At 71.7% G+C, this 24,550-nt stretch carries 21 protein-coding genes and 3 pseudogenes; 7 read left to right on the top strand and 17 right to left on the bottom strand.

Annotated features, from left to right (window positions below; all coding sequences use genetic code 11):
- Positions 1 to 103 precede the first annotated feature (103 nt).
- The 4 genes and pseudogenes from ACH4OA_RS30490 to ACH4OA_RS30475 form a co-directional block, all read right to left on the bottom strand.
- Positions 104 to 1,510: a helix-turn-helix domain-containing protein gene (locus ACH4OA_RS30490; protein WP_397972460.1), complete on the bottom strand. Its 1,407-nt coding sequence runs from the start codon at positions 1,508 to 1,510 to the stop codon at positions 104 to 106.
- Positions 1,511 to 1,670: 160 nt separating this feature from the next.
- Positions 1,671 to 2,372: a lytic polysaccharide monooxygenase gene (locus tag ACH4OA_RS30485; protein WP_397972458.1), complete on the bottom strand. Its 702-nt coding sequence runs from the start codon at positions 2,370 to 2,372 to the stop codon at positions 1,671 to 1,673.
- A 275-nt stretch (positions 2,373 to 2,647) separates the two neighbouring features.
- Positions 2,648 to 3,041: pseudogene (locus ACH4OA_RS30480) on the bottom strand (transposase); the annotation flags it as partial.
- A gap of 52 nt (positions 3,042 to 3,093) precedes the next feature.
- Positions 3,094 to 3,558, bottom strand: a pseudogene (locus ACH4OA_RS30475) (transcriptional regulator); the annotation flags it as partial.
- Positions 3,559 to 3,727: 169 nt separating this feature from the next.
- On the opposite strand from ACH4OA_RS30475, the gene ACH4OA_RS30470 reads away from it, so the two are divergent.
- Positions 3,728 to 4,489, top strand: coding sequence for an SDR family oxidoreductase (locus tag ACH4OA_RS30470; protein WP_397972455.1), 762 nt, complete (start codon positions 3,728 to 3,730; stop codon positions 4,487 to 4,489).
- A 140-nt stretch (positions 4,490 to 4,629) separates the two neighbouring features.
- On the opposite strand, the gene ACH4OA_RS30465 is transcribed toward ACH4OA_RS30470, so the two are convergent.
- Positions 4,630 to 5,073, bottom strand: a complete 444-nt coding sequence (locus ACH4OA_RS30465) for a winged helix-turn-helix transcriptional regulator (RefSeq protein ID WP_397972452.1) — start codon at positions 5,071 to 5,073, stop codon at positions 4,630 to 4,632.
- Between the two features lie 131 nt (positions 5,074 to 5,204).
- Between ACH4OA_RS30465 and ACH4OA_RS30460 the strand changes: the two genes are divergently transcribed.
- Positions 5,205 to 6,077, top strand: a complete 873-nt coding sequence (locus tag ACH4OA_RS30460) for an aldo/keto reductase family oxidoreductase (RefSeq protein WP_397948738.1) — start codon at positions 5,205 to 5,207, stop codon at positions 6,075 to 6,077.
- Positions 6,078 to 7,067: 990 nt separating this feature from the next.
- Here the strand turns inward: ACH4OA_RS30460 and ACH4OA_RS30455 are convergent.
- Complete coding sequence (locus tag ACH4OA_RS30455; protein WP_397972591.1) at positions 7,068 to 7,187, bottom strand: hypothetical protein; 120 nt, start codon at positions 7,185 to 7,187, stop codon at positions 7,068 to 7,070.
- Positions 7,188 to 7,592: 405 nt separating this feature from the next.
- Here ACH4OA_RS30455 and ACH4OA_RS30450 point away from each other — a divergent pair, with 405 nt between their 5' ends.
- Together ACH4OA_RS30450 and ACH4OA_RS30445 are read left to right on the top strand one after the other, a co-directional pair.
- Positions 7,593 to 8,483 carry an SDR family NAD(P)-dependent oxidoreductase gene (locus ACH4OA_RS30450; RefSeq protein ID WP_397972449.1) on the top strand — a complete coding sequence of 297 codons (891 nt, stop codon included), beginning with the start codon at positions 7,593 to 7,595 and terminating at the stop codon, positions 8,481 to 8,483.
- Positions 8,484 to 8,564: 81 nt separating this feature from the next.
- Entirely contained in the window at positions 8,565 to 9,143 is a 579-nt protein-coding gene (locus ACH4OA_RS30445) for a TetR/AcrR family transcriptional regulator (protein ID WP_397948743.1), read from the top strand.
- Positions 9,144 to 9,601: 458 nt separating this feature from the next.
- Here ACH4OA_RS30445 and ACH4OA_RS30440 read toward each other — a convergent pair whose 3' ends face one another.
- From ACH4OA_RS30440 to ACH4OA_RS30415, 6 genes and pseudogenes are all read right to left on the bottom strand, one after another.
- Positions 9,602 to 10,900, bottom strand: a complete 1,299-nt coding sequence (locus ACH4OA_RS30440) for a beta-ketoacyl-[acyl-carrier-protein] synthase family protein (RefSeq protein WP_397972446.1) — start codon at positions 10,898 to 10,900, stop codon at positions 9,602 to 9,604.
- Positions 10,863 to 11,603, bottom strand: coding sequence for an MFS transporter (locus ACH4OA_RS30435; protein WP_397972588.1), 741 nt, complete (start codon positions 11,601 to 11,603; stop codon positions 10,863 to 10,865). Before ACH4OA_RS30435 ends, ACH4OA_RS30440 begins: the two co-directional genes overlap by 38 nt.
- Positions 11,604 to 11,671: 68 nt before the next feature.
- Positions 11,672 to 11,941 (bottom strand): annotated as a pseudogene (locus ACH4OA_RS30430) (hypothetical protein); the annotation flags it as partial.
- A 197-nt stretch (positions 11,942 to 12,138) separates the two neighbouring features.
- Positions 12,139 to 12,342, bottom strand: a complete 204-nt coding sequence (locus ACH4OA_RS30425; protein ID WP_010982331.1) for a cold-shock protein — start codon at positions 12,340 to 12,342, stop codon at positions 12,139 to 12,141.
- Positions 12,343 to 12,630: 288 nt separating this feature from the next.
- Positions 12,631 to 13,062, bottom strand: coding sequence for a cytochrome P450 (locus ACH4OA_RS30420; protein ID WP_397972443.1), 432 nt, complete (start codon positions 13,060 to 13,062; stop codon positions 12,631 to 12,633).
- Between the two features lie 317 nt (positions 13,063 to 13,379).
- The gene (locus ACH4OA_RS30415; protein ID WP_397972440.1) at positions 13,380 to 13,529 is read right to left on the bottom strand and encodes a hypothetical protein; all 150 of its coding nucleotides are present in this window, start codon (positions 13,527 to 13,529) and stop codon (positions 13,380 to 13,382) included.
- A gap of 421 nt (positions 13,530 to 13,950) precedes the next feature.
- Here ACH4OA_RS30415 and ACH4OA_RS30410 point away from each other — a divergent pair, with 421 nt between their 5' ends.
- Together ACH4OA_RS30410 and ACH4OA_RS30405 are read left to right on the top strand one after the other, a co-directional pair.
- Positions 13,951 to 14,787: an alpha/beta fold hydrolase gene (locus tag ACH4OA_RS30410; protein WP_397942754.1), complete on the top strand. Its 837-nt coding sequence runs from the start codon at positions 13,951 to 13,953 to the stop codon at positions 14,785 to 14,787.
- 22 nt (positions 14,788 to 14,809) lie between these two features.
- The gene (locus tag ACH4OA_RS30405; RefSeq protein WP_397972585.1) at positions 14,810 to 15,343 is read left to right on the top strand and encodes a TetR/AcrR family transcriptional regulator; all 534 of its coding nucleotides are present in this window, start codon (positions 14,810 to 14,812) and stop codon (positions 15,341 to 15,343) included.
- A gap of 123 nt (positions 15,344 to 15,466) precedes the next feature.
- Here ACH4OA_RS30405 and ACH4OA_RS30400 read toward each other — a convergent pair whose 3' ends face one another.
- From ACH4OA_RS30400 to ACH4OA_RS30380, 5 genes are all read right to left on the bottom strand, one after another.
- Positions 15,467 to 16,015 (bottom strand): avidin/streptavidin family protein, encoded by a 549-nt coding sequence (locus tag ACH4OA_RS30400; RefSeq protein ID WP_397942795.1) that lies wholly within the window; start codon positions 16,013 to 16,015, stop codon positions 15,467 to 15,469.
- Between the two features lie 637 nt (positions 16,016 to 16,652).
- A complete protein-coding gene (locus tag ACH4OA_RS30395; RefSeq protein ID WP_397972582.1) occupies positions 16,653 to 17,819 on the bottom strand; it encodes an alpha/beta hydrolase family protein in 1,167 nt (388 codons plus the stop codon).
- A gap of 289 nt (positions 17,820 to 18,108) precedes the next feature.
- Positions 18,109 to 20,358, bottom strand: coding sequence for an FtsX-like permease family protein (locus ACH4OA_RS30390; RefSeq protein ID WP_397972438.1), 2,250 nt, complete (start codon positions 20,356 to 20,358; stop codon positions 18,109 to 18,111).
- Positions 20,355 to 21,041: an ABC transporter ATP-binding protein gene (locus ACH4OA_RS30385; RefSeq protein ID WP_397948749.1), complete on the bottom strand. Its 687-nt coding sequence runs from the start codon at positions 21,039 to 21,041 to the stop codon at positions 20,355 to 20,357. Before ACH4OA_RS30385 ends, ACH4OA_RS30390 begins: the two co-directional genes overlap by 4 nt.
- The gene (locus tag ACH4OA_RS30380; RefSeq protein ID WP_397948750.1) at positions 21,038 to 21,562 is read right to left on the bottom strand and encodes a PadR family transcriptional regulator; all 525 of its coding nucleotides are present in this window, start codon (positions 21,560 to 21,562) and stop codon (positions 21,038 to 21,040) included. Before ACH4OA_RS30380 ends, ACH4OA_RS30385 begins: the two co-directional genes overlap by 4 nt.
- A gap of 358 nt (positions 21,563 to 21,920) precedes the next feature.
- Between ACH4OA_RS30380 and ACH4OA_RS30375 the strand changes: the two genes are divergently transcribed.
- Positions 21,921 to 22,802, top strand: coding sequence for a prohibitin family protein (locus tag ACH4OA_RS30375; protein ID WP_397942757.1), 882 nt, complete (start codon positions 21,921 to 21,923; stop codon positions 22,800 to 22,802).
- The last annotated feature ends 1,748 nt before the right edge of the window (positions 22,803 to 24,550 follow it).

The following is a 24,550-nucleotide window of genomic DNA, read 5'->3' as shown; positions in this document are numbered from 1 at the left end:
GGGCTGGCCGAACCCTCACATCGCCCCGCGCCCGGGTCAACGGCTCGCGGCCCGCCGTCCCGTCCTGTCAAAAACCGGCACAGCCCAGGGCCGCGGAACGCGCTCAGGTCCCCAGGGCCGGTAGCCGCTCGCGGTACTCCCTGACCTCCGGCACGTCGCCCCAGCGGGCGAACAGCCTGCCGTGCAGTCCGCGCAACTCGGCGTTGACCATCAACTCGCGCGAGGACACCGCCTCGTCGAGCACCGGGGTCGCCAGGGCGACCGCCGCGCCCGGGTCACCCGCACACGCCCAGCTGTCCGCCAGGCGCAGGGTGAGCAGCAGCCGGGTCTCCCGCATCAGCGGCGGCAGCTGGGCGCACGACCGCGCGGTGGCGTCTACGGCGCGCCGCGCCGTCACCCGGTCGCCGGTCGCGGCGGCGAGGTCGCGCAGCGCCCCGCCGATCGCCGACTCCACCCTCATCTCGCCCTCGGCGCCGGACAGCCAGGGCGCCTCCAGGCGGTCCCGGTGGCCCAGGCGGGCGAATCGGCGCCGCGCCAGGGCGATGTGCCGCCGGCACTCGGCGACGTCGTGGCCGAGCGCGTGCCCGCGTGCCCGGTACAGGTGGGAGAGGGTGACCACCCACCGCCGCCCGGGGTCCACCGCACCGATGGCCTCGGCGTACGCGAGAGCCGACCCGGCGTCCCGGTCGAGCCGGACCAGGGTGCACACGTCACTGAGCAGGGTCGCCCGGGCCGGCACGTCGTGCACCGCGTCCGCCCAGCCCAGGCCGTGGCCGAACCAGGCCATGCCGATGCTGCTCTGCCCGCGCTGCATCCGCAGCCGCCCGGCGACCTGGGCGTACTGGGCGGCCAGCCGGAGCTGCCCGTACGGCAGCCGGCCGGTGGAGTTCACCTCCCCGGCCCACCGCACCAGTGCCCGTAACAGCCGCTCCACCGTGGGCACGCCGTCGGACGCGCCCCGGTGCAGCGCGCCGCGGATCAGACAGGCCAGCACCGCGGTGAGCATGTGCAGCAGCTCCGGCTCCCTGCCCGTGGGGACGTCGAACCCGCCCTGCGGCGCGGTCAGCCCGTCCAGCAGGTCCGGCGCCCCCGCCCGGTCGGGCACCGCGCAGCCCGCCGTGCCGTGCAGCGGGCACGCCAGCCCCTCGGCGGGCAGTTCCGACGGCCACAGCGCGGGATCGAGCAGGTCCTGGCCGGCGAGGGCCTCCCCGCCGCCCGGCACCGGCGCGAACAGCCGTGGGTCCGCCGGCGGGCGCTCGGGGCGGTACGGCGTCCCGCACGGGGCGGCGACGACCGCCGCCAGTTCGCCGCCGGTCCCCAGGACGGAGTCGAGCCGGCCCGCGATCCCGGCCGGCGGTTCGCGCAGCCCCGCTTCGAGCCTGCTGATGAGACTGTGGTGGTACCCCACCTTCAGTCCGAGCTGCGACTGGGTCAGACCGGCCTGTCTGCGCCAGGCCCGCAGCCGCCGCCCGAACTCCGCCCAGGTCTGTACCGGCTGTGCCGTCTCCACGGACCCGCCCCTCCTGCTGACGAAGGCCCCGCCACCGACAGCGTTGCGCCGGGTGCTCCATGTCCGCGCGCACCCGGGCCGGGCGGGGCCGGCCCGTGCGCCGCATGTCCCGGGCGTGGGTGGGCGCGCTTCCCGGGAGCGCGCGCCGACGCGGCCGGGATCAGGCCGGGCAGGCGCCCAGGTCCTCCCGGACGCCCCACTGGCCGGTGGTGCCGGGCCTGTCGCCCGTCACCCACCACTTGGCACGCCAGGTGTGGCCGCCGTAGGAGACGGTGTCGCTGCCGTCGTAGACGCGTACGGTCTCCCAGGCCGCCGCGGTGCACGTGGTGCCACCACCACCACCGCCACCACCGCCGGTGCCGCCGACACAGGAGTAGAGGGCGTGGGCGGTGTCCGAGATGCTCCACACGGCGAGCACCTTCTGTCGGCCGGTGAAACCGGCGAAGTCCCCCTGCTGGCTGACGTCGGCGCCCGGCTGCTGGCTGTGGCCGTCGAACTCGGCGATCTTCCGGCCGCCGATGAAGTACTGCCGGTCGCTGGTGGCGTGCCGGGCCGTGTGGTGCCAGGTGAACGTGGCGCTCGTGCCGACCGGTGTGACCCGCCAGGGCTTGCCGTCGCCGTCGAGCTCGGCGTACTGGGCGTGTCCGCCGCCGCAATCGCGCAGGCCCTTGGGTCGCTCGACGCTCCGCGGCTCGTACGTGATCTGGCCGCAGGCGACGATGCCCTCGGCGCACTGCTCCTGCGGGCTGGTGGGCAGGGTCACCCAGCCATGAGCACTGGCCGAGCTCGCCGGAAGGCTGACGGCGAGCAGGGGACCGACCGGCGCGCCGACGGCGACAGCCACTCGTCTTTTCGCGCTCATGCCATGCCACTTCCTTCGGTGTACGCCGGGACCGCCGCCATGGGCCGGGCGTGGAGCCGACGCTGGTCCAGACCTGATGTACTAGGTCTAGACCATAGCCGCCAACCGGGCCCGGTCAAGACTCCGGGCGAGGCGAACTGCCGCCCCGCGAAAGCCACTTCGGAGTCCGGTCCGCGCCGGCGACTTCCCTCCGGTACGGGGTCTGTCAAACGAGCGGTGTAACCGGGGTGGTGGGGGCTTCTTCCGGGCTGCTGACAGACGGCCGTCGAAGGCGGGGCGATCTTGTCCCAGTCCTGGCGGGCACAGCGGAAGCTGTTCCGCAGCGGATGCACCACTCCACCGCCTCGGGCAGGCCTTTGAGTCCGTCGCAGACCGCCATGAGGACGTCACTCACGCCGCGATACTTGATCTCGGTGAGGATGTGCAGCCAGTGCTTGGCTGCCTCGCCGCCATCCCCGGCCCGCAGGGCCGGGGATCTCCCGCCGGCCCTCGGTAGTGACGGCCAGGGGCCACGTAGACGGGCCGGTTGGCGACGGCACCATCGCGGAGCTTCACATGGGTGGCGTCGATGAAGACGACCGCATAGACGGCGTCGCGGGGCCTGCTCCGCCACTCGGCCGTGCCCTCAAGGATCTTGTCGGTGAGGGTGGAGATGGTCTGGCGGGCGACGTGCGGCATGGTGCGGGCGTTCTGGCTGCGGCGCCGGGGCGGCGCGTGCTCTTCAGAGTGTCCTTGGGCGCGGGGCGTCCGCCGGTCTGTCGTGTGCTGTACCGGCGGACTCGGTGTGTGAGAGTGCGGCGAGGAGGCGCAGTTTCTCGTCGCTGTCGCTGTCCTTGTCGGGGTAGTAGACCACGAGGATGACGTCGGCGATGGCGAGTTTGTCGCGGTGAAGGCGTAGTTCACCGACGACGGGGTGGTGAACGGTGGTCGTGCCGCCGTCGAGACTGCGGACGTCATGGCGGGCCCACAGGACACGGAACCGCTGACTGGACAGTGCCAGTTCTCCGACGAGTTCGACGAACCGGGGGTTGTCGGTGTCGTCCCCGATGGTGGTGCGAAGGGCGGCGATGAAGTCGGCGGCGGCTTTCGTCCAGTCCTGGTGGAAGGCTTGTTCCTCAGGATCGAGGAGGAGAGAACGAAGCCGGTTCTGGCCGGGCTGCAGGCGGGGGGAGAGTGCGACCGCCATCTGCGCGTGTCCCAGAGGGGGCCCTGGCAGGACCAGGGAAGACCAGGACCCTGGCCCACCCGGCGCATGCCGTCAAGACTGCGAGAGCACTGTTTCGAAAGAGACGCAGACCATCACTGCCGGTGCCGCGGGCCCTTGAACGCCGGCGGCGCCCTGAAGGGAAGATCTCGTGAACCTCTCCAACCGTACCGTTCTCATCGTCGGCGGAACCTCGGGCATCGGGCGAGAGCTGGCCCGGCGGTTCGCTGCGGCGGGCAGCACCGTGGCCGTTGGCGGCCGCAGCCACAAGGCACTCTCGGAACTCGCCGACGAAGGTTTCGGCACGTTCGGCATCGACGTCACCGACCCTTCTTCTGTCGCGTCTGTCCGTGACGCCGCGCTCGCCCGGTACCCCGAGCTGGACACCGTGGTGACGATGTCGGGCGTCATGCTCCTGGAGGACCTGCGCGACCCCGCGCACTTCGAGGCGGCAGCAACGACGATCGACACCAACCTGCTCGGCACCATCCGGGTCATCGACGCCTTCACCCCGCACCTGGTCCGGCGGGGCGCCGGCACCTTCATCACCGTCACCTCCGGCATCGCCTTCCTGCCGTTCCCGCCCATGCCCAGCTACGCCGCCTCGAAGGCCGCAGTGCACGCCTACTCCGAGGCACTGCGCGCACAACTCGACGGCACCGGTGTCGGCGTCGTCGAGCTTGTCCCCCCGGCCGTCGCCAGGGCAGGGCAGGAGAAGGTGGTCGCGCACGCGCTGCCGCTCGATGACTTCGCCACCGAAGTCATGCACCTGCTCTCGCAGGACCCCACCCCCCACGAGGTCCTCGTGAAGGGCGTCCTCATGCACCGCTGGGCCGAGCGTGACGGCACCTACGACGACCTCGTCGCACAGCGATCCCAGGCCCTGGCCATGCTCCCCGGCCGCCAAGGCTGACGCCCCGCCCACCCATTCCGCGTTTGTCCGACACCGTCCGCGCGTCGGACCAGCCCCAGCGGCCTGGCGGCGGCTGTAGTGCTGCGAATACCCAAGCCACTCTGCTCGTTGACGGCGCTGATGAGCAACCCTGGTGCGATTCAGGCGACGCGGGTGTCGTAGGTCTCGCGGTTGGCAAGCACATCGTCCATGTGCGTCTCGGCCCAGCCCTTGAGGCCCCGCATCATCTCGTACAGCGACAGGCCGAGAGCGGTCAGCTCGTAAGAGACCGTGACCGGCACGGTCGGCACCACAGTGCGGGACACCAGGCCGTCGCGCTCCAGGGAGCGCAGCGTCTGGGTGAGCATCTTCTGGCTGACGCCGGCCAGCAGGCGCTGCAGTTCCGAGTAGCGCATCACCCGGGGCCCGCCGGCGCAGTCGGCGCCGGGCTGATGCGCGCTGTCGCTACCGAGTGCGGCCAGGATCAGCGTGACCCACTTGTTCGAGATGCGGTCGAGCAGCTTGCGGCTGGGGCAGGCCGCCACGAAGGCGTCGTACTCCACCTTGGCCTGTGCCCTCTGCTGGGCTGCCGTCATCGTCGCCATGGACCATTCCTCTCACCCGTGGGTGCCCTACGCACTTCGAAGTGCCTACTTCCCGACAAGAAGCTACGCACCAATAGTGGTGCAAGGCGCTGTCAGGCACCATCCCCCGGGCTCAACACGAAAGGCACACCATGGGCACCCCCTCCGCATCGCTTCCCGGCGGCACCTGGACCCTGGGCGACCTGACCGTCACCCGGTTCGGCTACGGCGCCATGCAGCTCGCCGGCCCCTGGGTCATGGGTCCGCCTGCCGACCGCGAGGGCGCACTCGCCGTTCTCCGCGAGGCCGTCGGTCTCGGCATCACCCACATCGACACCGCCGACGCCTACGGGCCGCACATCACCAACCAGCTGATCCGCGCAGCGCTGCACCCGTACTCCGACTCGCTGCACATCGTGACCAAGGTCGGGGCGACCCGCGACGAGGAGGGAGGCTGGCCCCCGGCACGCAAGCCCGAAGAGCTGCGCCGGGCCGTCACCGAGAACCTGGAGAACCTCGACCTCGACACGCTGGACGTGGTCAACCTCCGGCTCGGCGACGCCCAGGGCCCCCTGCCCGGTTCGCTCGCGGAGGCGTTCGGGGCGCTCGTCGACCTCCAGCGGCAGGGCCTCATCCGGCACCTCGGCGTGAGCAACGCGACGGCGGAACAGGTCGCCGAGGCACGCTCGATCGCGCCGATCGTGTGCGTGCAGAACATGTACAACCTCGCCCACCGCCACGACGACGACCTGATCGACGAGCTCGCAGAGCAGGGCATCGCCTACGTGCCCTTCTTCCCTCTCGGCGGCTTCAGCCCGCTGCAGTCCTCGGCACTCACGGCCGTAGCCACCCGGTTGGACGCGACGCCCATGTCGGTCGCCCTGGCCTGGCTCCTGCAGCGGTCGCCGAACATCCTGCTGATCCCCGGCACCTCATCGGTGGCACACCTGCGCGAGAACGCCGCCGGCGCGGGACTCCCGCTGTCCGACGACGATCTCGCCGAGCTCGACAAGATCGGCCGCTAACCCTACGGCGCCCACCAGCGGCTGGGCCGGATCGACCGCGGGAAGCTCGGGCAGCGGCACCGCGAATCGATCCGCGGGTCGGTCAGCCATGCTGGAAGGACGGGCACAGGTCTCCCCAGTGATCACAGAACGTCGCAACTCCATGATCACAGGCACCGTGCTGGTACTTCGCTCTCCCGTGCCGTACAACACCTCCTCGGAAGCGATATCAAGGATGTCTCCGTCGAGCACATCCCTTCCGGTATTAGGGTTCTTGAGTATGGCGCATATGGGGCCAAGATAAAGATCACTGCGCCGCCAAAAGATACAGTCCGCGAATGCCGCTTCGCATATGAGCAGGGCGGCCAGGCCTACACACAGACACTGGACTGCGAGCTCGAACTCAAGGTTTCCGGATAGGCGCCCCTCCAGGAAACAGCTGCTTCCGGCAGTCAGCCGGGATTTCGTCCTCAGGCGCCCTGTCGGCATGAAGCTGGAGCACCTGGCCCTCATGGCGGTATGGGCCTTACCACGGCGGACGTCTGCGCCGCGCCGAATGGCGCGCCCAGATCGCCGCTCCCGGCCGGGCCTGCCTGGACTGCCCGGGCCGGTACGACCCCGCCCACGCCCAAGCCGCACGCGACGGCTCCCTCGACGGCCCCGCCCCCATCGCGGGCCTGCCCACCGAGCGTCCGCTGCGCCGCAAGGAGCACGTCTTCGTTTCTCTGGTGGAGCTGCGGCCGTGTAATCGAACCAGTCCGGCACCGTGACGACTGCGCCGGGCGGGATCGCCGACAGCGGCGTTCACCTGCACCACCTGACCACCGCCAGCCTCGACCGCCGCGAGGATGGCTGCGAGACGGGCTGTCCCTACGGCGGCACGCTGCGGGCGCTCGGCGACGACACCCCCGCCACCGTCGCGGCCCACGGCTACTGCCTGGACGTGCCGTTCGCCGACACCTGCGTGATGACGCGCGCCGACGTTCCGAGGCGAGTGGGGCAGAACCGGGTTCAGGCGGAGGCGCGGGCGATGGTGCCCGCGGTGAGCGTGGCCAGCATCTCCTGTAGGCCCGTCACGAAGTCCAGCTTGAACGCGGTGAGCGAGGGGTCGGCTTCGTAGGCGGCGGGCATCGCCGCGGAGGGCCGTGCGTGTGTCCACACGGCGCCGACGGCCCTGATCATGAACCGGCCTGACCGGACCCGGACTCGGACCCCCGCCACCGGCGCCGAGCCGGCAGCCGGGGCCCGGCCACCACAGCCGGCCCGGACCACGCGCCTGGTCTGCCGCGCAGCACCGCATACCGGGTGGGCGCTGCCCACCCCCACCCGGCCGCATCAGCAGCCCGCGCGCAGCCGTCGCGTACCTGCCCCTGGCTGTCGAGGGTCACGCGGTTCCCCAGGCATCCGCCTGTCTCCTGTCGGCGGGCGGACCGCCACTGCGCCGAAGCCTCAACCGGATAGTTCATCCGTATGTGTGCTACCGTCCGGGGCTAAGCGGATGAGCTATCCGGTTGGCTGCCCGGGGTGGAGGAGCACATGAAGAAGACAGCAGTGGTCACGGCCGGAACTGGGGGCATAGGCCTGGAGACGGCGCTGGGCCTGGCCGTCGCCGGGTTCGCGGTCACGGTGGTCGGGCGCGACGCCGGACGGGGAGCCAGGGCCGTCGAGCGGATCAACGCGACGGGCCCGGTGCACCCGGCCCGGTTCCTGTCCGCGGACCTCGCCTCGCTCGACCAGGTACGTGCGCTCGCCCGGACGATCGCGGACGGCCGCGGCGCCTCGGGCGAACCGTTGACGGTGCTGGTCAACAACGTCGGGGCGATGTTCGCCGAGCGCCGGACCCGGGACGGTGTCGAGGCGTCGTTCGTCGTCAACCACCTCTCGCCCTACCTGCTGACCGAACTGCTGCTGCCCACCCTCACGGCCGGTGCGCCGAGCAGGATCGTGAACGTGACGTCGGGCGCGGTCGCCGTGGCCAAGCGCGTGTTCGACGCCATCGAGCCGCCAGGCGGCTACTACGGCTTCCACTGGTACGGTCGCGCCAAGCTGGCCAACCTGGCCTACACCTTGGACCTGGCGGACCGGCTGGACGGCACCGGCGTCTCGGTCTTCGCCGCCGATCCCGGAGGGGCCGCGACCGACATGACCAACGGCACCATGACCGACCCGAAGATCGTCTCGCCCGCCCTGCGGCTGCTGTGGCCCCTGGTGCGCCGCACCTTCGAACGCTCGACCTCGGGTCCGGCGTCCGCCGCGGCCAGGCCCTCCATCGCGGCCGCCACCGACGAGACGCTGACGGGCCGAACCGGCATCGTCATCGGCGCCCAGGCGCACCCGGTCCCCCCGCACCGGGCTGCGGCCGACCCCCGCGTCGCCGAAGCCGTGCGCCGGCTCAGCGAACGGCACGCGCCGCTCGCCCCCGCCTGAGCGTCGTACGGCAGCGCGGCGCTGCGGGTACCGGACGGGCGGCGGAACTATCCGGATGAACCATCCGATTAGCATGGCCGCATGACTACGCCTCTACGCAAGGACGCGGCCCGCAACTGGCAGCGGATCGTCTCCGTCGCCCGCGACCTGGTCGACGAGGGCACACCGTTGCAGCTCAACGACGTCGCACGCCGGGCAGGGCTCGGGGTCGGCACCGTCTACCGGCACTTCGCCACGCCCGAGGCGCTGCTGGAGACCGTCGCCGCGCCGTGCCTGGAGGCCCTGGCCGTCCACGGCCGGCAGGCGCTGACCGATGCCGACCCCTGGGCCAGCCTGACGGGCTTCCTCTTCCACACCGTCGAGGCGCAGGTCACCGACGCCGCCCTGCCCCCCGTCGCCGCCGCGGCCACGGACGCCTTGCCGCGCACCACGGAACTCAAGAAGTCACTGGCGACGGCCGGCGCCACCCTCCTCGCCCGGGCCCGCGACGCCGACGTGATCCGCCCCGACCTGGCCGCCGCCGACCTCGTCCCGCTCATGTGCGGCATCGCCCACGCCGTGAGCGTCCGCGGCGGCACCCCTGCCGACCGGGTCGACATCGCACACCGCTACCTCACCGCCCTCCTCGAAGGCTTGCGCACGAGACCACCGAGCGCGTAAACGACCCGCCCACGGTGCGCCGGCGGTCTCCAGGCGTACCCGCTCAGCCGCCATCGGGCCGGAGGACCTGCATGAGCTGGCCGCCGCGGCTTCTCCGGCCGGCGTCTCGGGCGCCGCCGGTTACGCGACCGTGCTGCAGCGCCTGGTGGCGGCCGATCCGACCGCTTGGCCCACGAACCGTCCCCGCCGTGCTCGCCGAACTGTACGCGCTCGCTCCTGGCCGGCCCACGCCGACCGCCGCGTGGCTGGGTCTCCTGCCAGGCGGTGAGCGCGCCTTCGATGGCGTCCCACAGTGCGACGGGGCCGCCCTGGCGCACGGTCCAGCCCGACCGGGCGCTGGGCACCTGACACCGCGAACGTAGCGGTCTCTGACTATCTGACGGGTGCCGGCTGACGGCGTACCCCATCGGCGGGACGCCCCGCGCACGGGGTACGCCGGGGTGGCCGGCGTGCGGATCTCAGGCCGCCGCCCCCAGCGCCAGCACCGACGTCTGGCTCCCGAAGGCGAACGACATGGACACCGCGAGGTCGAACGAGGTGTCGCGGACGCCCTCCGCCACGTGATCGTGGTCGCACTCCGGGTCGGGCGTCGTCAGATTGATGGTCGGCGCCAGCCGCTGGTGGTGCAGCATCGAAGCGGTGGAGGCCGCGTTGATGATCCCGGCCAGGCCGAAGGTGTGCCCGTAGATCGGCTTGTTGGAGCTGATCGGGGGCAGCGCCCCGAGACCGCGTCCGGGGTACAGCGCACGCAGGGCCCGGCTCTCGGCGAGGTCGTTGTAGCGGGTCGCGGTCCCGTGGGCGCAGAAGTAGTCCACCTCGTCCGGGCGGCGCCCGGCCTCCTCCAGGGCCTCCACCACCAGACCGGCGGTGACCTTGCCGGTCAGGTTCATGGTGGTGGGGTGGTCGGCCTCGTTCATCGAGGCGTGAGCGAGGACACGGGCGTGGGCCCCGTGCCGCAGGGCGGTCGACTCCCGCTCCAGACACAGCACCACGGAGCCCTCGCCGAGGGCGAACCCCTCGCGGTCGGTGCTGTAAGGGCGCACCGCGCGGGACGGGTCCTCGGACTCCGCGGAGAGCACACCGCTGCCCAGCGCCCGGTAGCAGTGCGCCACCTCGGGCAGGATGGGGAATTCGTGGCCGCCGACCAGGACGGCGTCGCTGCTGCCCGCCCGCAGCTCCCGCATGGCCAAGCCGATCGCCTGATGGCCGCCGACGCAGGCATTGCTGACGGTCGTGACGAGGCCCTGCGCCCCGGTGTGGATGGCGGCCAGGCTGGCCGGGGTGCCGGGCAGCCCGCGGAACATGGCGCCCTTGTCCTCGTACGCCGCCGGGTCCTCGCCGCGCAGCACCTGCTGCCACCAGGAGAGCGGGCCGCGCGACGAGGAGAAGATCACGCTGAGCCGCCGGGGATCGACGTCGCCCTGACCCAGGCCCGCGTCGTCGCGGGCCTGGACGAGCGCGGACATCGCGATCAGGATCTCCCGGCTGTACTTGCGCGCGTGGGAGGGGTCGAGGCCGGGCAGGCGGGCGGTGTGGTCGAAGTCGCGTATCTCGGCCGCCGCGTACACGGGCAGCCCCTCGGCGGGACCGTCGAACCGGGTGAGGGGCACGATCTGGGACCGCCCGCCCGAGACGTGCTGCCAGAATTCCGCGGCCGATCCGGTACCGGGCAGCAGGGTGCCTATCCCGGTGATGACGACGGGGTCGTCGGCAGGCCGGTCACTCGTTGTCGGAAACTCCTTGCCTCGCGGGATCACTGCGTGTCTCCCGCGTCGGTCCGGTGGGGGTGGGGCGTCCGTAGGTGAGGGCCGCGACGGCGACGGCGACGGCCGCGAGGACGAAGGCGGGCACGGCGGTCCACTCAGGGCCGCGGGTGTTGACGAGGAGGCCGCCGACCGCGCCGCCGATGGCGATGCCCAGGTACAGGGCGGAGCTGTTGAGCGCCACGGTGAAGGGGCCGCTGGCCTCGCTGAGCGAAAGCAGCCGGTGCTGCTGCGGCACGAGGTACATCCACCCCGTGGCGCCCCAGACGAACAGCGCGACGCCCGCGCCGGCCAGGGACCCGGACCACAGGGGCAGCAGGGCCAGGTCCACCGCCGTGCCGCCGACGGCGAGCAGGAGCACCACCCGGTTGCCCAGCCGGTCGGTGGCGATCCCGGCGATGGCGTTGCCCGCGACGGCGCCGACGCCGAAGACGAACAGCGGCACCGACAGCGCCCGCCCGCCGTGCGTGGCATCGTGGAGCAGCGGGCCGATGTACGTGTAGACCACATGCTCGGAGGTGACGGCGAGCAGGGTGACCGTCAGGGTGATCAGGACGGCCGGGTTGCGCAGATCCGAGAGCCGTTCGGCCAGCGGGTGCCTCCCTGCGGGCGCCAGCCTCGGCAGCATCGATACGCCCAGCAGCCCGACCGCGCCCAGCGCGGCGACCGCCCACAGCGTGGCCCGCCAGCCCGCCAGCCCGCCAGGCCGCCGATCCAGGTACCGATCGGCACGCCCAGCGCGGTGGCCAGGGTGAGGCCGCCGATGACGATGCCCAGCGCCCGGCCCCTGCGCTCCTCGGAGACCAGGGACGCGGCGGCGGCGGAAGCCTGGGGCGTGTACGAGGCGGCGCCGAGCGCGGCGACGACCCGGCCCGCCGCGACCCATCCGTAGGAGTCGCCCAGCGCGCAGATCAACCGTCCAGCAGCTTCGTGCACGCGACGCGCAGGCGGTCCACCACCGTTCAGAGCGGCTCGATGGTGATGGACCCGTTCGGCCCGGTGCGCAAGGCAACCCGAGTGCCCTGGGTGCCCCATCCGCTCGTCGTGTGCAGGCAGGGCGCATGCGTCGGCGCGTACTGGACCGAACCAGGCGAGTGCCGACGGGGTCGGCAGGACGAGTACCGACGCCTTCCGAGTGGCTGGAAGCCGTTCAGGAGCGGAAGAAGTCGGCTGCCGGACACACGGCACCCGCCCAGCGGGTGCCGCGGGGCGGGTGCCGTGCAGGTGCAAGCTCAGGCGGGGGTGATGTTCTCCGCCTGGGGGCCCTTCTGGCCCTGGGTGACGTCGAAGTTCACCTTCTGGCCTTCCTGGAGCTCACGGAAGCCAGAGCTGGCGATGTTGGAGTAGTGGGCGAAGACGTCGGGGCCGCCGCCGTCCTGCTCGATGAAGCCGAAGCCCTTTTCCGAGTTGAACCACTTGACGGTTCCGCTGGCCATTTACCCTCCAAGGGGACTGGAAGTCGGTTCCCGCGCCGCGCGGGAGCCGGAGGTGATCGCCCTGGCCCTCAGAGACTCTGAACAGCAGAGTCGCCCGTGTACACGCTCACGGGCGACCGGTACTTCGGAACCATGACAGCTGGCTCTGACGGTACACCGGCAGTCCCATCCGCAACACGAAACGCTGGTGAGAAGGGCATGAATTCTTCCTCTCGGATGAGCAGCAGGATCAGTCGGTGCGCGCGGGCAACCCTGCAAGCCCGGTGCCATGCATGCTGCGCTCGCGGATCAGCCCGTCTTCCGCTCGGTCAGGCGCAGGGTGAGGCCGTGGGGTTCCAGGTGCAGCCGGGGCCGCGGACGCACGGGGCCGGGCTCCAGACGCCAGCACCGGACGATGAGGGCGAGGGACAGGGGCAGGTCCATGAAGGCGAGCTCGTAGCCGATGCACTTGGACGCCCCCGCCCCGAAGGGCAGCCACCCCTCGGTACGGTGCGGGTCGCGCCCGTCCCAGCGGTGGGGATCGAAGTTCTCCGGCGCGGGGAACAGATCGGGACGGTGGTGCAGCACGTAGGGGCTCAGCAGCAACTGCGCGCCGGCCGGGATGTGCCGGGTGCCGATGACGGTGTCCCTGGTGGCCACGCGGGGAAAGATCCAGCTGGGAGAACGCCGCCGCAGGACCTCGGCGATCACGCCCTGCGTGAGGGGAAGCCCGGCCGTCACCTCCGGGACCGACGTGGCCGACGGCCACGGCCGTCACGCCGCCGAGGAGCACGGTCATGGCCGTGTCACGCACTTCCCGGTCGCTGAGCGGGTCGCCGTCGGCGGATGTGGTGAACAGGGACATCAGGTCGCCGTGATCTCTTCCGTCTTCGCGGTAGGCAGCGATCTCCTCGTCCAGGAACCGCAGCAGCCTGGCCTCGCTGCTGCGGTAGCGGCGATTGCGTGCGGTCGGCAGCCGGTTCAGACCGGGGACGATCATGCGGAGAACGGTCTGGTGGTCGACGAAGTCGGTGACGGCTGTGCGAAGCCCCGTCACGTCACCGCCCACTGCCCGGCGGGCGAGCATCGTCCTTGTGCGGCAGCGCGGCCAGCAGGGCCAACGGATCGGTGAGCAGCGGCAGAAGGCGCCCGTCCAGCGGCCGGGCACCCGGCACCGTGGGCGGCCTGTCGGCCTTCGACATCAACACGGTCGATTCCTTTCGGGTCACGAGAAGGAGCGACGATCGGTGGTACCGGCGTGGCGCAGGACAGCAACCGCGCGGCGCCCGGTCGTACAGGCGCTTGTCACCGTCGGCGCGATGGCGCCTTCCGCATCTGTCGACGCGACGGTCGCAGGGCGGGCGCGACCGTAGCCGGAAGACCCATACCTACCCGGGCCGGAGGACGAGACGCGTGCCCGCGGGGGCGTGCGGGCGCACTGCGCCGGTGCCGCTTCGCCCGTCCACGCCGCCCCGTGCTTGGCGACGGCGGCGCTGCGGCCGACGGAGGACTCGCCTGTCTCAGAGAACACTTCGGCGTTCCTCCTGGCCGTGTGGGGATCTGTGTTGACAGCCTTGGCTAATCCATTTAGCTTCTAGCTAATGAAGTTAGCCAGATTTGGGGGATGCCATGACCGAGTACCTTGCCGTCGACGGCGGCACGATCGCTTACGAGGTGACGGGTTCCGGCCCGTTGATCGTTCTCGCACACGGCATGGGCGTCAGCCGCGCCGCGTACCGTGCTGTGATGCCGGCCCTGGTGGCGGCGGGCCATCGGGTCGCTGCGGTCGACCTGCGCGGTTGCGGTGAGTCCAGCGTCGGCTGGCCGGCCTGGAGCCGTACTGCGATCGCCGGCGACCTGCTCGCCGTGATCCGCCATTTGGGCGGCCCGGCCGTGCTCGTCGGCCACTCGATCTCCGGCGGCGCCGCCACCATCGCCGCGGCACAGGAGCCCTCGCTGATCACTGCGGTCGTCGAGCTGGCGCCGTTCACCCGCAAGCAGTCGATCAGCCTCGGTGACCTGCGGGTGAAGCGCTTCCGGCGGGGCATGACGCGGCTGCTCGGCGCGGGCTTGTTGGGCAGTGTGCCGCTGTGGCGCTCTTACCTCGACGTGGCCTACCCCGGCGTGAAGCCGGCCGACTGGGCCGAGCAGCTCGATCGCATCGACTCCCTGCTGCGCGAGCCGGGACGGATGAAGGCCCTGCAGAGCATGGGCCACAGCGCCCCGACCGATGCCGGCGCGCAGCTCGGCAACGTCCGCTGCCCGGTCCTGGTCGTGATGGGCACGCTCGACCCCGACTGGGCCGACCCTCACGCCGAAGGGGCGGCAATCGTCGACGCCCTGCCGACCGGCCTCGGCCGCCTTGAGATGATCGAGGGCGCTGGGCACTACCCGCACGACCAGTTCCCCGATCAGGTGGTCTCGCTAATGCTCGCCTTCCTCCGATCGGCCGCCGCCCGTGCCTAGGGCCGGCTTGGACCGGGCGACCGTGGTAGCGGCCGGTGCCGCCCTCGCCGACGAGGTGGGCCTCGCCAACCTGACGATGGGGTCGCTGGCCGAGCGGGTCGGCGTGCGCACCCCGTCCCTGTACAAGCACGTGAGCGGTCAGGAAGACCTCAACCGGCGCATCGCGGCCCTGGCGTTGAACGAGGCCGCCGCCGCCGTAGGCGGCGCGGTCCAGGGGTACGCGGGCCGCGACGCCCTGGAGGCCGCGGCCCGCGCCTTCCGCGCCTTCGTCCTGCAACACCCCGGCCGGTACGCCGCGACGATCGGCGAGGAACCGTCCGGCCCGGACGACCCGCTGGCCGCCGCGGGGCAGCGGCTGCTCGGCGCGTTCACCGCCATCCTGCGCGGCTACGAGATCGCGGAGCCCGACGTGGACCACGCCCTGCGCACCCTCCGCAGCCTCTTCCACGGCTTCGCCACCTTGCAGGTGGCCAATGGCTTCCAGTGGAGCGCCGACATCGACGAGAGTTTCGCGTGGCTGATCGTCTTCGCCGACCGGGGCCTGCGCGCTTTTTGAAAACACTGCCTATAGGAGAGGTGCTGCCGCCGAGCAGACCCTTTCACCTGCGTACGAGAGCGGGGTGCCGGAGAAGAATTGTTCGGCGCGCCGCCCTCGCGTCTCCCGGGAGGGCCCAGTGCGTCACTTTTTCAGGGAGGGCACCCCGGAATTCACGCCGGCCTTGCGGGCGGCGGCGCTGGCGGCGGCGGTCGGTTTGGTCTTGGTGAACTCGTCATGTCCGACCAGCGTCGACTGCCACTGGTTGGCGGGGGTGGTGCCGGAGGTGAGCAACCACTGGGTGTTGATCCGTGCGGCGGTGCCGCCGAAGTACTGGCCGCTCCAGGTCGTCGCGGAGTGGGCGTTGCGGTAGCTGTTGCGCCAGGAGACGGTCCAGCCGAGGGCCGTACCGCTGCCGTCCACCGGGGCGGTGTCATAGCGACCGGTCGCCACGTAGCGGTTCTCGGCGTTGCCGACGGTGGACTCGTACGTGCCGGTGAGGCTGCCGTCCGCGTTCGCGGTCACCGTGAAGGTCGAGCCGAGCTGGTTGTACCAGGTGCCGGTGATGCCGTCCGTGAGATCGGACTTCGCGACCGTCTTCTTGTCCGCGCCCGTGTCGGCGGAGGCGTTCGCCCCGACGGTGACAAGGGTCAGGGAGGTGGCCGCAGCAGCCGCGACCACGATCTTGCGCATATGAGACACGAATTCTCCCCTGATCTGGTGTCCACGAGAACCGGCGGGCTCCTTCTTTCGCGCGCCGCGCCGGAACCTCGATTCCCTGTGTGGAAAGGCAACAGGCTGGTTCGGTCCCGTCGATGACTGCCAACGGCACATGTCCGACGGGATCGTACTCGCGCATGAATGATCGTCTCAACTGGCATTTGTTGCACGGTTTTTCAGCCATTCCGTGACCTGATTTCGCTAAACTGGCCGTTGCGGGTATGCATCGGAATACGTGGCGGCTGGTGCCCGGCGACCGGCAATTCCCGGCGGTGCGTACCGCCGGGCGGGCGTCCGGTCATGACCGGCGTGGATCCCGTTCCGGCCACACCACACCCCAGCTCCTGGCCGAGGTCTACGGCACGACGGCCAACGTCACCGTCCACCCGCGCAACGGCACGCACCCCAGGCGACCTTCCTCCCCGGAGTACCCCTCACCCGGCCACCACGAGCTCCCCGCCCACGTCCTGAGCGGTCCCGTGTCGCTTGCCGGGTGGGCTGGGTCTGCCCGGCTCAGGGCGTCAACACGACCCTGCCGAACACCTCCGGAGACCTCGCAGCCAGGACCAACCTGCCCCGGGCAACGTCATTCCGCTCGCCCGCCCGGCGATCAGGGCGTGTCTCCTCGAAAGAACCTCACCTCCGGGAAGGCCGCGCTCGGGCCGTCGAGCAGATGCCCTCGGCGGTGTCGCAGGTGCAGGTCGAAGAAGGCGAGCGGGTAAGCCTGTTGGATCCGTACCGACCGGGCCGGGACGAGGGTGCCGATCATGTCCTGGACCTGCTGATCGGTCATGCCGAGCATCCTGCCTGCCTGTGGGACGAGCGTCGCGTTGTCGCCGTACGACTGGTGGATGGCTCCGTCGGCCTGGATGTCGAGCCGCCAGCCGCGAAGGTGTGTCCAGAACGTGGCGACGTCCGGCATGGCGGCCCGGGTGAAGACGGCGGACATCATCATGAACGGCCGGTCCAGGTTGGCGGTGATGGTCGGCTGCATCGGGCCGTCGATGCCGAGCCCGGCGCGGACGCGCCGGTCGGCGAGCATGGTGAGCGCAGTGGCGGTGCCGCCCTTCGACCAGCCGAAGGCGCCGATGCACCGCGGATCGAGGGCGCCGAGCAGGCCGGGGGGCAGTGGCTTGCCGTCGACGTCGGGATTGCGGCCCGCGGCGAGTTCCTCCACGCAGTCGAGCAGGAACCGGAGGTCCGCGGCGTAGTCCTTCGGGAACATCGGGACGTCACCCGGGGTGAGCACCCGGCCGTCGGGGAACTCGGTGAACGTATCGTAGGTGTGGTCGACGGTGACCACGGCGTAGCCGTGGCTGGCGAGTTCCTGGACCATGATGGTGTGGTCGCTGCGGTGGCTGCCCGAGCCGTGCGAGTACAAGATGACGGGCAGGCGGTCGCCCGTACGGTGCACGGGCGCGCCTATGCGTCCGGCGGTGAGCGGGCCGAGGGCGGGGTCGATGGGGAAGCCGACGTCCGTCAGGAACGCCCGCAGCGCTCCGTCGGCCATCCAGGGGGCGTGCGGCAAGTCCTCCGTCCTGCGGGCGGGATACCACACGCTGGCCATCAACTCGCGGTGATGCCCCGGACCGGTGACGGGATCCGGGCGTGAGGTGTCGACGAGGTGGAGCGGCACCGTGCCCACCAGGTGAGGCCCGGTGGGCGCAGGCAGGGTGAGTTGCGCCGGGCTGGAGGTGGTCGGAGCCGCCCACGCGCGGGACGCGACTCCGAGCGGCGCAGCCGTCGCGAGTCCAGCGGTCAGTGCTGCCCCGAGCATGCGACGGCGCGTCATCGGGTTTCGGCTGGTGGACGCGGTGACGGTCATGAATCCTCCCGAGTAGGGGTGTCGTGGACGGAATCCGGGCGCGCAGCCCGTCTCGCCGGGTGGGGGACGGCACGGTCAGGGGCTCGCGTCTGGTTCTCGACGTCGCCAGTGTGGGGAGATGCGCATCGTCAGGGCTCCTGGCTGTGGATGCGGAGACGACCGCTGTCGAGGTGCGACGAGTTCCCTCAGCCCCGGACGCCGGTGGGAAGGGATGTCCGGGGTCGTAGCGGGAGTGGGCGTGTCAGCCGTTGCGGGCGGCCTGTGGGCCGGTGATGCGTTTGAGCAGGGGGAGAGTCGAGGCGATGATGCCCAGTGAGGCGCCGAGGCCGAGGGCGACGAGCGCGTAGTAGGCCACGCCCGGCGACACCAGGTCGTAGCGCATCTGCGATTCCAGGAACAGGGCCGAGGCGGCGAAGGCCGTACCGATCGAGAGCGCGGCCACCGCCAGCAGCGGCAGAGTGCTCTCCAGTACGATCACCCGCTGCAGCGCCCGTAGTGGCGCGCCGGTGAGCCGCAGCAGCGCGAACGGGCGCCGGCGATCCGACAGGCCCGCGACCACGCTCACCGCCAGGCTGCAGCCCGCGATCGGCAGGGTGGTCAGCAGTACCACGTCGGCCAGTTGCCGCCAACCGGCCAGCTCTTGCTGCAAGCCGGTGCCCCAGTCGCCCACCGTGCGGACCTGTTGATGCGGGTAGGCGATGGCGAGCACGGTCCGTACGCGTTCCATGGCGGCTGTCGACCCGTCGGTGGCCACGTAGAGCAGTTGCACCGGCAGCTTGGCGACGGCTGCGGTGCCGATCGCGGCGGCGGGCCACGGCACGCTCGGGTGAGACCGCAGGCTGACGAACGCGTAGGAGTCGACGGCCGCGACGCTCGCACCGGCCGGGCAGCGGCCTACCATGGGAGTCCGCGCCAGGTCGGAGCAGGTCACCAGTACCGGCGCCGTCAGGATCGGATCGCCCGGTCGGACGCTCCGGTGCACCGCCTTGCCGATGCCGTCGGGGTTGGCGTGGACGACCGCCGCGCCCCGCACGCCCGGGAGCGTGCGCACCTTGGTGAGCAGCCGTGCCGGGATGACTCCGGCCAGCGGCGCCTGGCCGTCGCTGCCGGCCTCCACCACGGTCCGGGTCTGCCGGTCGCCGCCCAGCGTGCCGCGGTAGTCGTTGATGGTGCCGATGATGCTGACGGTCGCGGTGGTCACGAACAGGGCCAGGACAAGGCCGCTGACCGCGCGGAAGCCGGCCTTCGGATCGTCGGCGAGCCGCCGCACCGCGATCAGGGCGGCCGGGCGTCGGGTGCGCCGGGCCACCGCCCGGGCGACGATCATGGTCAGCCACGGTCCGGCGATGACCAGGCCCAGCATCACCGCCAGGAAGCCGGGGAGGTAGGCCGCCGTCTGGCCGTTCCCGGTCGCCGGACGGCCGGCGAAGACGAAGTACACCAGTTCGGCCAGGCCCGCCAGCAGCGGGATCAGCCGCCAGGCGCTCGGCGGGCGCGGAGTCACCCGGCGGCTCACGCCGAGCGGGGAAACAGCGACCCGGCGCAGCGCGAGGCGCGCCGCGATCGCGGCTGCCACCGGCACGCCGACGACGACGCCGAGGGCTTGCGGGGCGCTGAGCGTCAGATCCGAGAGGAAGAACCGCTGCTGCCCGGTGAGCGGAATGGTAGCCACCAGCGGGCGCAGCGCGGCGTAGAGCCCGAAGCCGGCCACCGTGCCGAGGACCGCCGCCAGCGCGGACTCCACCGCCGAGAGCACCGACACCTGCCGGGGAGTGGCGCCGACCAGCCGCATCGCCGCATAGCGCTGTTCGCGCGTGGCGGCGGACAGCCGGGTCGCGGTGGCGATGAAGATCAGCACCGGGAAGATCAGAGCGCCGGCCACCACGGAGGAGATGAGCGTCAGCGCGTCGCCGGCCACCGCGTTGTCCCAGCAGGCGTTGTCACAGCTGGGTGGCCGGGTGCGGGCGATGGTGGTGACCGCCCTCGCCCCGGGTGCGGCCTTGATCTGGTCCGGGGTACGGCCGATGACGGCGATCAGTGAGTCCGGGGAGGCCAGGGCGGCGTCGCCGATCGTGCCGCTGAGCCGCCCGGGGAACCGGCCGCCCAGCTGGTCGGCTGGGGTGTCGCGGATCAGCTTGGCCAGCGCGGGTGAGGCGTAGTACTCGCCGGGCGACGGCAGGCGCGTCAGGCCGGGCGGGACGGGCGAGGTCGGGCCGGTCGCGGCGATGTCGACCTCCGTGAGGGACTTGCCGTCGTAGTAGTCGCCGTGCGGCCACCACCACAGCGGGTGGGCCGACGTCTGCCCGGTGCGGGTCGCGGCGCCGGTGTCGAGCCACACCTGCCGCTGGTTCGTCCGCTCGACGGCGTTCATGCTGGCCAAGGTCGACAGCAGCAGTCCGACACCGATGGCGACCGCGGCGGCGATCATGGCCAGCCGGGCGAGTGCCTCCCGGCCGCCGCTGACCGCGAGACGGAGCGCGAAGGCGATCACGAGGCGATCCGTCCGGTCGTCAGCAGGTTGGCCTTGCCGTCGCGGACGATGGCCTCCCGGTCGGCGTGCGCGGCGATCCGGGGCTCGTGGGTCACCAGGACGATGGTCGTGCCCTCCTCCTGGGCCGCGTCCACCATCAGGTCCATCACCTGCTCGCCGGTCAGCGAGTCCAGCGCCCCGGTCGGCTCGTCGGCGAACAGCACCTTGGGCCGGGCCACCAGACCCCGGGCCAGCGCCACCCGCTGCGCCTGACCGCCCGACAACTCCCCGGAACGCCGCCGCTCCAGGCCGTCCAGACCCAGCCGGGCGAACCAGGGCCGGGCCTCGGCGAGCGCCGCCGCCCTCCGCGCGCCGGAGAACAGCAGCGGCAGGGCGACGTTCTCCTCGGCGGTCAACTCCGGTACCAGCTGGCCGAACTGGAAGACGAAGCCGAAAGTATCCAGGCGCAGGGCGCTGCGCTCGGCCTCGTTCAGCGTGTCGATGCGGCGTCCGTCGAAGTACACCTCACCCGAGTCGGGAGTGAGGATGCCGGCCAGGCAGTGCAGCAAGGTGGACTTGCCCGAGCCGCTCGGACCCATCACGGCGAACACCTCGCCGGCCTCGACGGACAGGCTGGCGCCGCGCAGGGCGGGGGTCTCACCGAAGGAGAGGGTGAGGTCGCGGGCCTCGATGAGGGCGCTCATGCGCGCACCGCCGCTGCGAGCGTATCCATCCGGGCCGTGGTCAGCTCGATCCAGCGCAGGTCGGCCTCCAGGTGGAACAGGCCGTGGTCGGCGAGGAGGGCGTCGATGATCGGGCCGGTGCGGCGCAGCTTCGTCAGCTCGTGCATCCGCTGCAGGTGGGCGGCCCGCTGGGTGTCGAGATACTGCTGGGCGTCGCGGCCGAGCATCAGGGCCAGAACCACCTTGGTGAACAGCACGGTCTGCAGATTGGGTTCGGGTGCCACCGGCTCGGTGAGCCAGGTCTCGAACTCCGTCGCCCCCGCCTCGGTGATCACATAGCGCTTGCGCTCGGGGCCGACCCCGGGCTCCGCTTCCCCGGCGACGACCTTCCCGTCCCGTGCCAACCGGCCCAGAGTCGTATAGACCTGCCCATACGGCAGCGGCTTGCCGCGGTTGAAGAAGGCGTCGTAGTCGCGCTTGAGGTCGTAGCCATGGCTCGGCTCCCGCTCCAGCAGCCCCAACAGGGTGAGAGGAACACTCATGCGAGGACTGTACACCGCAGATATACTCCGAGTGTATATCTGCGGAGAGTTTCTCAGGTCCAGGGACCTCATCCGGCCGGGTGGGCGATGTAGACGACGGTGAAGTCGATGGCGGTGGCCGGGTACAGGGCGCACCGCCGGGCGGGTTCAGGCTGGTTGGTCTGCTGCGATGACGAGCAGTGAGGTGGCCGTTGAGCCGTGTGGCCAGTGGCGGGTGAGGGTGATCTTGTGTTCGCTTGCCCGTGCCATGGGTGAACCCTGGTGAGGTATGGGCGTCACCTCTGGCCGCTACGATGCGCGCCGGGGTCGCGTCCCAGGGGGGCGCGGAAACGTTTCCTGAGGGGGATCACCTGTGTTCGTGCTGTCCATTGTGCTGCTCATAGCGGCCGTCGTCCTTTTTCTCGTCGGCAGGCACCGGGAGGTGACGGGCTGGAAGCTGGGGGCGGCGCTCAGCGGCCTGGCGGGGGTGCTGGCGGCGGCGTTCGCCTGTGTGCATGTGGTGAGTGCCTACGAGGTCGGCGTCCCGGTGACCTTCGGGAAGACCGGTACGCCGCTGACGTCCGGGGTGCACTTCAAGTCGCCCTTCACCGACGTCACGTCCTTCTCGACCCGTCCGGTCGATCTCGATCTCAACGGCAAGGACGTCGTCGAGGTCCGCTCCTCGCAGGGCGGTGTGCTGTACGCCGACGTCACCGTCAAGTGGGCCGTGGTGCCGGCGAAGGCGGTTGAGCTGTACCGGCTGGCGGGCAGCGAGGAGGCTGTCGAGCAGCGGCTGGTGCTGCCCGACGCCCGCGAGATCATCCGCAACGTCTTCGCCAAGCACACCAGCGAGGAGGGGTACGCTTCCGCGCGCGAGCGGATCGGCTCCCAGATCGCCGGCCTGGTCAAGGAGCGTCTGGCGCCGCGCGGGATCGACGTCACCACCGTCAACCTGCGCAATGTGCGGCCGTCGGACAGGCTGCAGGACCAGATCGACAAGAAGATCCAGCAGGAGCAGGCCACCGAGCGGGCCACGGAGGCGGCCCGTACGGCGAAGGCGGAAGCGGAACGCAAGCGGATCGAGGCGGAGGGCATCTCCGCCGCCAACAAGATCATCGAACGCTCGCTCAGCGACAAGGTGCTGTACAACCAGTGTCTGGAGGCCTACAAGGAGGCCGCCAAGGCCAATCCGGTCTATGCGGTCCCCTGCGGCACGGACGCTGACGGCACACCGGTGATCGTGGACAGCGGTAAGAGGTGACACAGGCGTGGAGAGATGATTCGGCCGCTGCTTCCGCGTGTCGGGGCATGCGGCTGATCGACCGCTTCTCTCCCGTACTGCTGGGACGGTTCCGATGTTCGGCGTACCCCCGCAGGCAACACGCAGTGGGGGAGTGACCTGGACGCTCCCCCAGTCCATGCCCACCCGTGCTGTGCCCGGGCCTGATCTGCCTCCGGTGTGGGCAGCCGAGCCGAAGCGGGACGGCTGCTGTGCCCGGCTGGTCCGTCGCGGTGACATGACGGCGGCGTGCCCGGAGATCCGCGCCGCCGCCCTCGCCCAGTTACCCGAGCAGTTGGGCGGGTGGTGAGCTGGTGGTGTGTCGCCGGCCATCACGCGCCTTGCCCCCGGCCCGGGCGTCTGCCGACCGCTCCGGTCCCGCCGCTGCATGCCGGCGGCCCGAACTTCCTGCATGCCTGCTGCGTTGCCGGGTGCCAGCCTGGCCGTCCGCTGGTCACCCGCCCTTGCCTGTCCCGCGCCGCGCCTGGCCATCCCCCAGTACGACACCTCCGCCCGACCCCGCGCCGTGCCGGCCGTCCACGGTCCGCGCTGTCCGTGTCGCCGTGTCAGGCGTAGGCCTCCGGCGCCGGGCCGTGCCCGCCCGGCTCGTCCCGGTCCGGTGTGCCCTGGGAGCGCAGGGTCTTGCACCGGTCGGCGTCCGTCTTCCGGTCCACCGCCTTACGCGGCCCCGCGCCCGTCGTCCGTCGCGTTGCTCGGCCGGCGTCCCCGCCTTGCTGTCCGCCCCACCGGACCGGCCCGCGCCCGCGCGGGCCCCGCGGCCGCGCCGCACGCCGTCGACACCCCGGCCCGGCCTGCACCCTGGCCGCTGTGCCACACGCCCGCTACCTGACGCCGTTGCCTGTACCGCGCGGTCCGTCGCCCCGCGCGGTTGCCGCACGCCCCGGTCCGCGCAGCCGCTTCGCCCGGCCGGCCGTCCCCGGAAGGTCCCGGCCCAGGTACCGTCCGCGCAGCCCGCAGCCCGCAGCCCGCAGCCCGCAGCCCGCAGCCCGCAGCCCGCAGCCCGCAGCCCGCAGCCCGCAGCCGTAGTCCTTCGTTGCGCTGTTGCCCGGTCGCGCCGGTGCCGTCCGCCGTCTCTGGGTGCCGCCTGGTCCTGTTCCGCGCCGTCATCTCCCTGCGCCTGCCCGCCCGCCGCCGTGCTGCGCCAGTCCCGTCGTGCCGTAGGAGACCACTGTCTTGCGCGGCAGCCGCCGCGGCCGTGCCAGGCGTGGCCGCCGTGTCGCCGTTGCCCGCTGCCAGCCCGCGGTCGCGCGGGTTCCGCCTCCTGTATTCCGGCCGGTCCCGCACCGGGCCTGGTCCTGCGCAGTTCGCCGGTCCGGGTACGCCCCGCCGTCCGGCGGCCTGCTGGCCCCGGCACTGCCGGCCGCCGCCGGCACGCTCCCGTACCCGCCCGCCGTGTTTCGCCGGCCCGACGCCGTCGGGTCGCCGCCCACGGTCCGGTCCCGGTTCGCGGTGTCACGGCTCCGCGTGCCTGTGGAGTCCTCACCGGCGTACCGGCGTACCGGCGTACCGGCGGGCCGGCGGGCCGCTCGCTTGCGTGCTCCCGGCCATCGGACATCGGCGGCGCCGGTGATCGCGGTGAGGCCGGACCGCTGGGCCGTGGTGTTCCAGGCGGTTCGCCGGCGGCGGTGCGTCGCGGTGACGGTCGGGAGTGGGCATCGGGACGGCTTCTGTGCCGGGGCCGGCGTTCCGGCGGGTGTCGGGCGGGGTGG

Origin of the sequence: Streptomyces sp. NPDC017095, assembly GCF_044332325.1 — a bacterium.
In the GTDB taxonomy this organism is placed as follows: Bacteria; Actinomycetota; Actinomycetes; order Streptomycetales; family Streptomycetaceae; genus Streptomyces.
The sequence above is the reverse complement of the archived record's forward strand: the minus strand, read 5'-3'. Positions and strand labels throughout refer to the sequence as shown.